Source organism: Leptolyngbya sp. BC1307 (assembly GCF_002286735.1).
Taxonomy (GTDB): Bacteria; Cyanobacteriota; Cyanobacteriia; order Phormidesmidales; family Phormidesmidaceae; genus Phormidesmis.
This window is the reverse complement of record NZ_NRTA01000072.1, coordinates 1-13,306: the sequence shown is the minus strand read 5'-3', so window position 1 is coordinate 13,306 and position 13,306 is coordinate 1. Positions and strand designations below refer to the sequence as shown.

General features: G+C 52.4%; 9 protein-coding genes. 5 read left to right on the top strand and 4 right to left on the bottom strand.

Annotation, left to right across the window (positions count from 1 at the left end):
- Positions 1–146 precede the first annotated feature (146 nt).
- Positions 147–431: a hypothetical protein gene (locus CKL79_RS20695; RefSeq protein ID WP_121971446.1), complete on the bottom strand. Its 285-nt coding sequence runs from the start codon at positions 429–431 to the stop codon at positions 147–149.
- A 1,019-nt stretch (positions 432–1,450) separates the two neighbouring features.
- Between CKL79_RS20695 and CKL79_RS20690 the strand changes: the two genes are divergently transcribed.
- Both CKL79_RS20690 and CKL79_RS20685 read left to right on the top strand, forming a co-directional pair.
- Positions 1,451–4,216 carry a caspase family protein gene (locus CKL79_RS20690; protein WP_121971445.1) on the top strand — a complete coding sequence of 922 codons (2,766 nt, stop codon included), beginning with the start codon at positions 1,451–1,453 and terminating at the stop codon, positions 4,214–4,216.
- Between the two features lie 156 nt (positions 4,217–4,372).
- Positions 4,373–7,132, top strand: coding sequence for an SMC family ATPase (locus CKL79_RS20685; RefSeq protein WP_121971444.1), 2,760 nt, complete (start codon positions 4,373–4,375; stop codon positions 7,130–7,132).
- Here CKL79_RS20685 and CKL79_RS20680 read toward each other — a convergent pair.
- Together CKL79_RS20680 and CKL79_RS20675 are read right to left on the bottom strand one after the other, a co-directional pair.
- A complete protein-coding gene (locus CKL79_RS20680; protein ID WP_121971443.1) occupies positions 7,129–7,584 on the bottom strand; it encodes a hypothetical protein in 456 nt (151 codons plus the stop codon). The genes CKL79_RS20685 and CKL79_RS20680 overlap by 4 nt on opposite strands.
- 4 nt (positions 7,585–7,588) lie before the next feature.
- The gene (locus CKL79_RS20675) at positions 7,589–7,993 is read right to left on the bottom strand and encodes an NIL domain-containing protein (protein WP_121971442.1); all 405 of its coding nucleotides are present in this window, start codon (positions 7,991–7,993) and stop codon (positions 7,589–7,591) included.
- Between the two features lie 205 nt (positions 7,994–8,198).
- Here CKL79_RS20675 and CKL79_RS20670 point away from each other — a divergent pair, with 205 nt between their 5' ends.
- Positions 8,199–8,768 carry a thioredoxin family protein gene (locus CKL79_RS20670; protein WP_121971441.1) on the top strand — a complete coding sequence of 190 codons (570 nt, stop codon included), beginning with the start codon at positions 8,199–8,201 and terminating at the stop codon, positions 8,766–8,768.
- Here the strand turns inward: CKL79_RS20670 and CKL79_RS20665 are convergent.
- Positions 8,765–10,417 carry a CTP synthase gene (locus tag CKL79_RS20665; RefSeq protein ID WP_121971440.1) on the bottom strand — a complete coding sequence of 551 codons (1,653 nt, stop codon included), beginning with the start codon at positions 10,415–10,417 and terminating at the stop codon, positions 8,765–8,767. The two genes, CKL79_RS20670 and CKL79_RS20665, sit on opposite strands and share 4 nt — an antisense overlap.
- Positions 10,418–10,602: 185 nt before the next feature.
- Here CKL79_RS20665 and CKL79_RS20660 point away from each other — a divergent pair, with 185 nt between their 5' ends.
- Both CKL79_RS20660 and CKL79_RS20655 read left to right on the top strand, forming a co-directional pair.
- On the top strand, positions 10,603–11,172 hold the full coding sequence (locus CKL79_RS20660; protein WP_121971439.1) for a Uma2 family endonuclease: 570 nt from the start codon (positions 10,603–10,605) through the stop codon (positions 11,170–11,172).
- A 120-nt stretch (positions 11,173–11,292) separates the two neighbouring features.
- Entirely contained in the window at positions 11,293–13,059 is a 1,767-nt protein-coding gene (locus CKL79_RS20655) for an N-acetylmuramoyl-L-alanine amidase (protein ID WP_121971438.1), read from the top strand.
- Positions 13,060–13,306 lie beyond the last annotated feature (247 nt).

The window sequence follows — 13,306 nt, the reverse complement described above, 5'->3', positions numbered from 1 at the left end:
TGAGGGTTTGGGTGTTTTCGTAGTTCATCGGCCTATGCGGGCAACAGTGAACCAAAGCCTATCAGGCTACCATGAAATCTATTATGCAGGAGGTCTATTGTCAGGTCGCAAGTCTTGCACCTGGCATTGACATTTAGTATCGGCACTTAGCTATCCCGCAGATGCGGAGGATAGTCTTCTAGCAAGTCTTTGTTTTCAGCAATCCACTGCACGATATCCCTGGCAATAGATGATTTCTGGCGAATAGCGCGCAGCGCCTTTTTCATATCTAGCTGCTCAGCCGTCTCAGGGTGAGCTAGGTCAAACATGCCAGTCGCTATCAGATCAATAATTCCAAACTCAGCCTCCACATCAGTAAACGTCTCTAAAAAGAACAGCGCACTTTCCCAACAGGGCGGACTAATCTTCAGTTCTTGATTAGTTGTCCACATCGTATTCACTGCACGTAATCCTTTTCTAAAGCGGGTATATAGGTGCTATTGGCAGATTCACCATTAGCTTTGTCTACCCAGAGAAGGGGGTAGAAGATCCTGTTTATGCACCCGTTCAGCATTTCCTCATACAGATAAAAAGCTTGTCTTAACTGCCCTCTGAAAGTCACATGCGTTCACCCCCTTTAGACAGTAGTAGAAAGGGCGTTTTCAAGCAGCGATCGCAGTAGATAAAGCTATCTACATAAATTAGAAATTTACTCATTTAAATACAGTTTGCCGCTTTCTGTAACAGAAAAGCCCATCAATCACGCTTTCCAAACCAGTAAAATAAGTGGATTTTAGAAACATGTTTTGTTTGTTTTGATTTAACCTTTACCGTAAAAGTTTTCGAAAGAATTCAACAACCAGGCTTGATTGGCTACGAGTATTAACCGAGTCTTCTCATGCCTTACAGCGTTTTATTCGTTTTTTATACCGATCTCTCTACCCAGTCTAAAAGTAAGCCATTTTGCTTAGAAAACAAAGACGGTTTTTGATAAGTTACTGCAGAGCTGACATCAAATGAGTAAATTCACTCGTAGACAAGACAGGTTGAGCTTCTGTGACTCACGCTCATATCGGGTTAACACTTAGCGCCAATCAAGGCCAGTTGTTGCTATCTCATCTGTGCCAGTATTTTTCTGGAGATTTGCTGCGGTACGTCTATACAAATCTTTCTTGATGCAGTGAAAACAAGAGTCGTTTTTGTGCTGATTGTTTCTCAACAAAAATGTCTATCTTCAATATAGGAGTACAGAGCAGGATAGGCTTCAATCATCTTCTGATTGATTCAGTCAGCACTGATTTGTTTTGAGATCAGATAACTAAGGCTAAAGATCATTTGCTTCAGAGAAAGCTGCATAACGATCATCTTCAGCCGACTGGCTCAGTCATTCAGTCAGTTATTTCATCACTCCGAGTAGCGCTACGGCACGCCCGGGCGGCACAAGCTAATTTTTCCAAGGGGTGTTTTGCTCATGTCACGGGATGCGCTAGTTGTTGGTGTTAATCAGTACCAGTCATTGCCAGTACTCAATGCGCCAGCCTCTGATGCGGCTGCCATTGCTGACTGCCTACAGACCCAGGGTGAGTTCCGAGTGCATCGGCTACCAGAGGTGATTAAAGACGGCAAGGCTTCGGTGGGCCGCCGTCGGGGCGTGACGACTCAGGCACTGGAGACCGCTCTGATTCAGCTCTTGAAACCAAAGGGTAAAAACATACCGACGACTGCCCTGTTTTACTTTTCAGGTCACGGTCTGCAGCGCGACGCCGGGATTCAAGAGGGCTACCTGGCCACTAGCGATGCTGACCCAAGTCACGGAAACTTTGGTATTTCCCTTTTTTGGCTGCGGCGACTCTTACAGCAGAGCCCTGTGCGCCAGCTCATCGTTATCTTAGACTGCTGCCACAGCGGTGAACTGTTCACCTTTAGCGACGCTGACCCAGGGGCCAGAGCCGGAACTGACTGTCTACTGATGGCGGCTTCTAGAGAGTACGAATCAGCCTACGAATCTTTAGGCAGTGAGCACAGCATTTTTACCCAAGCGTTGCTCTCTGGGCTCAACCCCTACGACCAAGCTAGCGGCAAAGTTAGCAATTACAGCCTGAGCGAGCATGTCAGTCAGCAGCTTCGGGGCGAAATTCAGCAGCCCCTATTCGAAAGCTCTGGGGGCGAAATTGTGCTTACCCATGTTACTGGCTTAAAGGCAGCCTTCTCTAGAGGGCCAGTCAAGCCGTTTGCTCACCTTAAAAAGCTCTCTTTTGGGTTCTGCCCTTATCGAGGGCTTTCGCCCTTTGATGAGACCCATGCCGATTACTTTTTTGGCCGGGAAGAACTGACCGCTCAACTGCTCAGGAAAGTCGACAAAAACAACTTTTGTGCGCTGGTCGGTGCTTCGAGCAGTGGTAAGACTTCATTGCTGTGTGCTGGCCTGATGCATCAGTTGCGCCGGGGCAGTTCTATTGCTGGTAGCGACAGCTGGTCTCTACAGCTGCTGACGCCCACACAGCAGCCAATCAAAGCACTAGCGGCAGCTTTTGTCTCTGCTAATGCCGACAATATTCAGCGGGCCGGACAAATGCGACAGGCGGAGCTGCTGCTGCAAGATGGCGGCAGTGGCCTAGCTCAGCTGGTCAGAGCAGCGCTACTCAAACCGGGGCAAACCTCTATTCCAACTACGTTTAAGCTCTGGCTAATCATCGATCAATTTGAAGAGCTATTTACCCATACTGCGGATGAGACGGCGATCGCCGAGCGTGAGCTTTTCATCCGCTGCCTGACCGAAGCCCTTGAAGAACCCGGTACGCCTCTGGGCATCGTGATTGGTTTACGAGCTGATGCAATGCAGCACCTCCTTCCCTACACAGCGCTCAAAACTCTGGTAGAGCAAAATGCAGTGCTAGTCAACCCGATGACCTACGACCAGATTAAAGCGGTCGTACAAAAGCCTGCTGAGAAAATGGGCCTTGAGCTTGATCCCACTATGCTCTATACCCTGGCGATAGATACGAACGGCGCGCCAGGTGAGCTGCCGCTGATTCAGGAGACACTGCTAGAGCTATGGCGGCGGCGGGAAATCGGGGAGGAGAACACCCCGCCTCGGCTAACGATGGACGCCTATATAGGGTTGGGCGGTGTTAGAAACGTGATTACGCGCCGAGCCACGGCAGTTTACGAAAGACTGAGCGAAGACATGCAGCGGGCCGCCCGACGGATTTTTTTGGGGCTGTGTGAACTGGGTGAGGGGCAGACAGACAGACGGCGGCGCGTCTTTAGAAGCGAACTTATCAATGAAAGCTTTCCGGCTGAACTGATTGATCGCACGCTCAATAAGCTGGCAGCAGAGCGATTGGTGACGCTCTCTCAAGCGGCGATCGCCACTTACGGCTGCTGCGAGCAAGGTATTGAGATACCCAATGCCGCCTGGCAAACCCAGCGCGACCCAGCTTCCCCACTGACGACCTGGTTTCTCAAGAACGTCTCTGCTACGACCCAGCCTGTATTGAACTCTCCTCAAACCGTAGACGTCATACACGAGTCTTTAGTGCAAGATTGGCCTTTGCTGCGTACCTGGCTAGCAGAATCGCGGAGCATGACCCGCCAGCAGCGCCAACTGGAGATCAGCGCTCAAGCCTGGGAACAGCGACACCGCCCTACCGGCAGCGGATATTTGCTGGGCGGCACTCAGTTGCAGGAGAGCTTAGCCTTTTTACAGCTACACAGAGATCAGCTATCGAGCTCGGCTCAAGACTTCATTCACGCTAGTCGCAAGGCCCGAAATCGCCTACGGTTGCGTACTGGCCTGCTGATTCCGGCGGCGCTAGGGATCGGCATGGCTACTTCTGCCTTTAGCCGCTTTGTCTTGCCGCCTGTCCCACAGCCATTGTCAGCAACAGCCGAAGGGGAAGATGCCGATCTGTCTAGCTCTACTACAATCGAAGCTGCCAGCATAGAAAATTTTGATGCAGCGGCGAGCGCGGATGCTGACGCGCCATCGGGATCTGGCCTATGGCAAAAAGGTGTAGCAGCACCTGACTTAGAGGTAGAGGATGCCACCCCGTTTTCAGCAGTACTCTCTGACGATGACTATGTGATGATGCCAGCAGGTAAATGGGCTTCACCAACCGATCCTGATAAGCTTGTGGAAGTTTGGTGGATTCAGCCTAAGGGCATGGTAGCGCCCATGTCTCTTCAGCCATCGGCCGCGCCATCGTCAGTAGTGACGGTAGGTGTCCGTGATTAGGCTGTTCAGAGATATTGCTATTTTCTCTGGCCTTCGGCGAAGGTCAACGGTTGCCGGGCGTTGCCCAATCTGATGCGTATAGTACAGTTGTATAAACTACTGGCTAAGGAGTAGTGCCCATGACGACCCAGCTATTGCAGTGCAGACGGCTCTAAAATGCAGATTCTCTCTGTTACGCTCACTAACTTCAAGACCCACAAAGATAGGCAATTTGTCTTTGAGCTGGGCACTAACGCCATCTGCGGTGAAAATGGCGCAGGTAAGACCAGTATTTTAGAGGCGATCGCCTGGGTTCTTTTCAACTATCAGGGCAGCTACAGAAAAGAAGATCTCATTCGCAACGGCAGTCAGAGTGCTCAAGCGCGGGTGTCCTTTATCTCTAGCCGCGACAGCCGCACCTATGAAGTGCAGCGCTCTACCAGCCAGGGATACACCCTGTTTGACCCTCAGCTCAACGAGCGCCTGCCCTATACCCGCACCAAAGACGAAGTGCTGCCCTGGCTCAGGCAGCATTTAGGCGTCGTCCCAGGAACAGACCTGGCGCAGCTGTTTGCTAACACCATTGGCATTCCTCAGGGCACGTTTACTGCTGACTTTTTACTGCCAACCGAAAAACGCAAGCCGATTTTTGACACCATCCTTAAGGTAGAAGAGTACCGGGAGACCTATCGGCAAAGCAGCAGCTTAAGAAAGTACGCCGAGGCTCAGGTGCAGCGGCTCAAAGACCTGATAGAGCAGTACGAAGAATCGCTACAGAGCTGGGAGCAACTGCAGACTCGTCAGCAGCAGCTACAGCTAGAGCTAGAGCTAGGTGAAAAGCAGCTGCTCAGCCTGGAAACTCAGAGCCAGCAAATTGCCCAGCAGCGCCAGAGGCTAATAGCTCAGGCTGAGCAGGTTCAAAACGCTCGCAGCCAGCAGCAGCCCCTGAGCAGCCAAATCACAGCCCAACAGCAAACTCAAAAACGCATTGAGCAATCTCTAGCTAGCGCCCAGCGAGCTGTCGCTATCTGCCAGGCTCAGCAGCCAGCTCATGAGCGCGTGCTCACCGCAGAAAAACAAATTGCCCAACTGAATGAATCGACCCGTCACCGGCAGCAGGTCTTGCAGCAGCAGCAACAGAGTCAGCAGTTGCTTACCCGGAGCCAGGCCGACCTATCTCGGTTAGAAGCTCAGCTAGAACAGTTTGCTGCTATAGAGGCAGAACTCACTGGCACAGCGGCAGATGTTGCCATTCAAACCCAGCTAGAAGCTCAGCGGGCTAGTTTGCAGGAGCAGGCTCAAACCTTTGCTAATCTGCGTTTTCAGCAGCGGAGCCTGACGGCGCAACTGGAAAGTGTCGGTCAGGAAATAAAACAGATAGAGGCTGAACTCAGTCGGCTAGAAGTGCTTCAGCCCGCTACTCAACAGATTCCGCAGTGGGAGCAGCAGCAACACCGCGTGCAAGAGCAGCTCAGTCGTCTGGAAGCGGCTCAGCAGTTTGAGCGTGAGCTAAAAGCGCTGGCCGAGACAGGTCACGCTCAGCAAATGGAATACCGTCAGCAGGTAGCCACGGCTCTGTCTGAAATAGAAACATGGGCCAGTCGGGCAACGCTCAGCGACGAGGCGATCGCCCCGATTAAAACGGCCCTCGCCAGCGGTAAAACCCTCTCTCAGAAAACGCTAGCCGGTATTCACAGCATTCTGAGCGATCTGGCCAACCAAACCGACAAAGATCAGCTCAAGCAGCAGCGACGAGACTTGCAAAATCAGCTGCAGCGGGCCTACGGCTACCAGGCAGAACGGATGGGCTTAGGCTCTCAGCAAGCCAAAAGCAGTCAGCTTGACAGCCAGCGGCAGCAGCTTCAGCGCGATCTCGGCAGTCTTAATCAGCAGCTAGCCGCAGAGGCAGAGACGACAGCAGCGATCGCCCAGACAGAGACTCAGCTCAAGCAGTTAAACAATCCGAAAGGCAGACAGCTTTTGCTGCAAAAGAACATACAGCAGTGCTCAGCGGTACAATCTCAATACCAGGCTCTAACTGCAAGCCGGGCTGAAACCATTCAGCAGGCAGCAGCGATCGCTGAGCAGATGAAGGCGTTTGACCAACTCGATGCCCAACTGCAAGAACAGCAGCAGCTCAAGCAAACCCATCAGGCGGGATATCTGCTGTATTTGCAAAACCAGCAGGCCGCTCAGCAGGTGCTGCCCCTCACAGAAGAAAATGAGCAAGCAACCGTGACCCTCACTCAGCTACAGGCCCAAAAAGCGGAACTCGACAGTCAGATAACCGCGCTCACAGCGACCTTTGACCCAGAAGCCTTTACCGCCATAGACCGGCAATATGCTGAGATCAACTCTCAAGCCGACCAGCTGCGCGGTCGCCTGCCTCAGCAGCGTCAGCGATTGGCCGAACTCACCGGCCAAATTGACAATCTCAGCGCCACTGCCCAAAAGCGCGACCAGGCCCAAGCAGAACTCAAACAGCGCGATCGCATCAAACGCTTTGTCAACTACGCCCGCAAAGTATACAAAGCCGCTGGCCCTCGCATCACCGAGCGCTATGTACATAATATTTCGAGGGAGGCTGATCGGCTCTTTCGAGAGCTGCTAGGCCGGGCGAATGTGGCTCTCACCTGGAGCGCAGACTACGAAATCACTGTGCAAGAGGGCGCTCACAGCCGCCGGTTTATCAATCTCTCAGGAGGCGAACAAATGTGCGCGGCACTAGCGGTGCGGCTAGCGCTGCTCAAAGTCTTGGCCGATATTGACATTGCCTTTTTTGACGAGCCCACAACCAATATGGATAGCACTCGGCGCTCTAGCCTGGCGGAGGCGATCGCCCGCATTAAATCATTCAAACAGCTGTTTGTAATCAGCCACGACGATACGTTTGAGCAGGTCACCGAAACGGTTATCACTGTTACCCGCGAGCCTTAGGGCGTGAAGACTGCTCTAAAGTCTGTCAGTGAAGGTAGGCTACCGGGCCCTAAAAGCAAGCTAATCCCAATACCAATTAAAGAAATAGTAAACAGGGTGAGAAAAGACAGCAGTAAGCCTGCTCTGCGGGTGAGTAGATCAATCCGCAGCAGCAGAGACGCTGCTAGGATCACTAAGAAATAGCCAGAAATTTTCACCCAGACCACAATCACAACAGCCCCAGATGCGATTACCAAGGCCATTAGAGAGTAGCCGACATCAGACTGAAACCCCAATAGGATGAAATCGCGAGTCGGTCGCCAGGCAATGCTGAGAACGCTGCACTCTAGGGCGATATAGGCAATGGAGATCGCCCAAACTGCCTCTGAGCTTTGGCGCTCTTGCAAAAAAAAGCCAAAGGCAGTGTTAGCCAGTAGCAGCAGCACAGTAGAGAGCCAGGGATACTTTTTCATTGCCCTACAGATTGGTAGAAATGGCCTGAACCGGGCAGCTTGGCAAGCATTGCTCGCACATGATGCAGCGCGATCGCGTAAATGTCAGCTTGTGGGTCTGCGCATCTAGCTGCAAAGACTCAGTCGGACATACGCCAGTGCAAAGCCCGCAGTGAACACAGCTATCTTGATCAATGACAATCTCTCGATTGACCAGCGACACTTCAATCTGGTTAGCGCGCAGCCAGTCAATCGCCTCATCGAGCTGGTCGATATCGCCTGACAGCTCAACCAGCAGCTTGCCTACCTGATCAGGCGCGACGTGAGCCCGAAAGATATTGGCAGCCACGTTGAAATCTTTCGCCAGCCGATAGGTAATCGGCATGTGAATCGTGCGTTTGGGAAATGTCAGCGTCAGTCGCTTTTTCATAATGCCTCGGAGTGCCTCGGAGTGCCTCGGGCGAAATGGGATGCGGAGAACAGGCAGTCATCTCTATAGTTTATCGCTCTAATCCTATCGCTCTAATTTAGCCCGGCAGAATCATTTTCAGAGCGCCTCAGAGCCGGCACCGCTCCATCAGGCAAGATAAGATGATAGGGGCAACGGTTTACCTATCAGCACACTATGCAGCAACATGTCAGTTGAAACTTCGGAAATGGCCAAGCGGGTCAGAAATTTGGTGGTGGTAGCGATCGCAGCGGTTCTCAGCGTAGCGGTTATTTTAGGCTTACAGACTCGTTCGCCAGCAGCGTCACTCTCTGAGATGGCAGAAGCCGCCGTGCCAATAGAGGTCGCTATGGCCAACAGCAAACCCACCATGATTGAGTTTTATGCCAACTGGTGTACCAGCTGTCAGGCAATGGCTCCTGATATCCAACAGCTCAAAGACAGCTACGCCGGTCGGGTAAACTTCGTCATGCTTAACGTAGACAACACCCAATGGCTGCCAGAAATGCTCAACTACCGGGTCGATGGCATTCCTCACTTTGAATTTTTAGCCGCTGACAGCCTGGAGAAAGGGGCCGCCATTGGCGAACTGCCTCGGGCAATTTTGGCTGAAAACCTGGATGCCCTGATTAAAGATCAGCCCCTGCCCCACGCCCAAATCAGCGGTAGAACTTCAGAAGTAGATACCGCGACTAATCCAGTCAACGCCCAACCTAAAGCCGATCCCCGAGGCCACGGCGCACAGGTGATTGACTAATCAGCAAGGAGAACTGTCACGCCGCTTTTAGCCGGTGCCCTCCCAATGGGCACTTTTCCGTTCAAAGCCGCTTCGATCAAACCGAGGAACATGGGATGTGGCGTGTTAGGCCGAGACTGAAACTCCGGGTGAAACTGACAGGCGATAAAAAACGGATGGCTGGGCAGTTCGACAATTTCTACTAAGCGACCGTCGGGAGAGGTGCCGCTAACCATGAATCCTGTCTCTAAAAACAGGTTGCGGTAGGCATTGTTAAATTCGTAGCGGTGGCGATGGCGCTCGTAAATGACTTCCTTTCGATAGAGCTGGCTGGCCAAAGTACCTGGCTCTATGCGGCAGGGATATAGGCCCAGTCGCATGGTGCCGCCCAAGTCCACCACGTCTTCTTGCTCTGGCATCAGGCTGATTACCTGGTTTTCTGCTTCTGCGTCAAATTCTGAGCTGTCAGCTTTAGAGAGTTTGGCTATGTGCTGAGCCCATTCCAGAACCAAACACTGCATCCCCAGACACAGACCTAAGAAGGGCACATTCCGCTCGCGGGCGTATTCCACAGTGTTGATCTTGCCGTGAATTCCCCTGGAGCCGAAGCCGCCGGGTACGACGATCCCGGCTACCCCCTGAAGATATTTATCCGGCCCGTCTCGTTCTATTTCTTCAGAGTCTACCCAGCGAATTTTTACGTCGGTATTAAAGCTGGTACCGGCGTGACTGAGGGCTTCGGTCACCGATAGGTAAGCATCATTGAGCTGCACATACTTACCGACAATGGCAATCTCTAAAGATTTGTCAGGACTGTACAGCCGTTCGACCAGATTAGACCATTGGGTGAGGTTGGGCGATCGCTGCTCCAAATCCAGCAGCGCCAGACTTTGCTCTGCCAATCCCTCTTTTTCCATATAGAGGGGCACTTCGTAAATGCTGGGCGCGTCTTGAGCGGGGATCACACACTGAAGCGGCACGTTGCAGAAGTTTGAAATCTTCTGGCGCATATCCTCCTGCAAGGGCTTTTCGCTACGACACACCAAAATATCAGGCTGAATACCAATCGAGCGCAGTTCCTTCACCGAGTGCTGCGTCGGCTTAGTCTTGAGTTCGTGAGCTGCCGGAATCCACGGGATCAGCGTCACATGCATGTAAATCACGTCATGACGGCCCACGTCCTGACGAAACTGACGAATCGCCTCCATAAAGGGCAGCGACTCAATATCGCCGACGGTGCCGCCAATTTCGACAATTACCACGTCAGGGTTACGGTTGCGAGCCACCCGGTGAATGCGTGACTTAATCTCGTCGGTCACATGCGGAATCACCTGCACCGTGCCGCCTTCATAGTCGCCGCGCCGCTCTTTGTTAATAACGGCCTGATAGATTGCCCCGGTCGTGACGCTGTTGAGCCGTGACATAGAGGTGTCAGTAAAACGCTCATAGTGACCCAGATCTAGATCGGTCTCAGCGCCATCTTCAGTGACAAAGACTTCTCCGTGCTGAAAGGGGCTCATCGTTCCTGGGTCTACGTTGATATAGGGATCGAGCTTCAGGATAGAAACTGAGTAGTCGCGAGACTTTAGCAGCCGTCCTAAACTGGCGGCCACAATGCCTTTACCAATACTCGAAACTACACCGCCCGTTACAAATACGAACTTTGTCATGGTCTTCTATCGCTCTCTACCCACTGCTGCACGGACGCAGATTAACCCATCAATTGTGCCACAAGTCATAGATTGCGGATGGCTGGCTTTCGGCGTGAACGGTGATGTTGATAGAACGTCTGTAGAGATGGCCTGCGCTATATTGAGTCATTAGCGACTCGCTCTATGACCGGGAACTGAAGCATATGGTCAGTCAATCAGCAGCAGGTGTTCGGTGGACAACTCGTGATCTTGAGGTGATGCCTCAAAACGAGTGGATAACTTATGAAATTATCGATGGAGAGCTGTTCGTGACAAGGTCGCCCCACCGCAGACATCAACGAATAGCTGGCAAAATATTTAGTGCCTTAGATGCTTGGTCGGAGCAATCCGGGCTAGGAGAGCCAATTCTTTCGCCAGGCGTCATTCTATCGGATGCTGATAACGTGATTCCTGACGTGGTTTGGGTGACAAAGGAAAGGTTGGCCGTGATAGAAGATGAAGCCGGACATCTGACTGGAGTGCCAGAACTGCTGGTCGAGGTACTGTCATCGGGCAGCCAAAATATCAGCCGAGACCGCGAAGCGAAGCTCAAACTCTACTCAGTACGGGGTGCCCGAGAATATTGGATCGTAGATAGATTCTCGAAGCAGATAGAAGTCTATCGCCGTGAAAATGCGCAGCTAGTGTTAGCAACGACCCTCACAGCAGAAGATCTGCTCAGCTCCTCACTTTTACCAGGGTTTAGATGCCAGGTCAGTCAGTTTTTTAGCTGAATCGAATGCGGCAGGCGTTCTAAACTGGCTAGCTGGCTAGGCAAATAATACAGACACCTGGAATACTAGATCGGAAGATCGAAGCGCTGTTTCGATAGATCGATTGTGAGGAGTGACTGCATGAGCGTGATCTGGGGCCGAAGCACATTAGGCATATTGGGCGGAGCGATGGGTGCGATCGCGCTTCACTTACCCGCCATGGCAGACCCCTCTACCGAACTATTTGTCGCCTATCCGCCCCCAACCCACGAGACGGTGGCTGACAGCATTTTCTTCATTGGCACTGCTGATCCAAATGAGCCAGTGACCATCAACGGTCAACCAATTGCCAACCGCAGTAGCGATGGTCACTTTGCACCGACATTACCGCTCCAGCCAGGCGAAAACACATTCACCCTGACGCAGGGAGATGACAGCTTGACGCTGGTGATTAATCGGGTCTCGAATGAGCCGCCGATGCCAGACGGGGTGGGGTTTGCAGAAGGAACACTGCTGCCTGCTGCAGATATCGCGCGAATGCCGGGTGAGCTGGTTTGTTTGAGTGCGATCGCTCCGCCCAATGCTCAAGTCTCAGCTACGCTAGGCTCCCAAAATATTGCGCTCACGCCCCAAACTAGCGTAGACCTGCCGCCCAACTCCTCAGTCCTTACCGCCCAAACCGCGCCCGTCATTTTAAGCGCGACTGAGTATGCAGGCTGTCTTACGACCACCGAACCCGGCAGTCTGGGCAATCCTCGCTTTACGCTCAGCGCTCAAGGGCAAACTGTCACTGCCACCGCGTCCGGGCAGATAAGCATTTTATCGCCGACAGATTTTCAAGTTGCTGAAGTCACCGCCGATGCCGGTGTTGCCCGTACTGGCCCGAGCACAAACTACTCTCGCATCACGCCTTTGCCCAGGGGCACCCGCGCTGCTATTACCGGACGAGATGGAGAATGGCTGCGACTAGACTACGACGGCTGGATAAAAGCCAGTGAAACCCAAGTCAGCAGCGCCTCAGTACCGCCGCGCAGCATCATTCGTGGCATTAGCGCCCGGCAAACATCTGACTGGACCGAGGTGATATTTCCCCTGCAAACGCCGGTGCCAGTCTCTATTCGTCAAGATAGCCAGTCGCTTACCCTGACGCTGCACAACACCACGCCTCAAACAGATACCATCTATTTCTCCAACGATCCGGTAGTGGAGCGGATGGACTTTAACCCGGTGCTTCCCGACAGCACTGAGTATACGTTTCACTTTAAAGAGTCTCAGCAGTGGGGCTACAAGCTGCGCTACGAAGAGGGATCTACCCTAGTTTTATCACTGCGCCATGCGCCCCCCAACAATGGACTGAGCGGCACTACCATTTTGCTCGATCCGGGTCACGGCAGCGATCAAGATTTCGGCTCGCGTGGACCTACTGGCTATCCCGAAAAAGATGTGACCTTGATCGTGTCTAAACTGCTGCGCGACCAGTTAGAAGCTCGTGGTGCAACGGTAGTGATGACCCGCGAAGGCGATGATGATCTCTATCCGGCTGATCGGGTGGCAGTAATCGATCAGATCGAGCCGACCCTGGCTCTAAGCCTTCACTATAACGCTCTGCCTGATGCCGGTGATGCGCTCGGCACGATGGGCGTGGGTACGTTTTGGTATCATCCACAGGCTCACGATTTGGCCGCTTTCTTACACAACTATTTGGTCGAAAAGTTAGGGCGCGAGTCGTACGGGGTGTACTGGAATAATCTGGCGCTGACCCGGCCTGCTGTCGCCCCTTCAGTACTGCTGGAGCTAGGTTTTATGATCAATCCAGAAGAGTTTGAGTGGATTACTGATGAAGAGTCTCAGCAAGTTCTGGCTGAGACTTTGGCAGAAGGGATTGAGACCTGGCTAGAAGATCGGTAGAAGAATCGCTGCTTCTCGCTTTCTTTGTCTTTGGATTTTAGCGTTTTCAGCCATCAGCTATTCGCGAAAAAGTAGCATCCCTCGACTTGGTAATTTTGCAAAGGTTTTGCTTCGTTAAATTTAGTTTTACCATCTGTTTATCTGGTGATAATTAGACCTCCTGCATAATAGATTTCATGGTAGCCTGATAGGCTTTGGTTCACTGTTGCCCGCATAGGCCGATGAACTACGAAAACACCCAAACCCT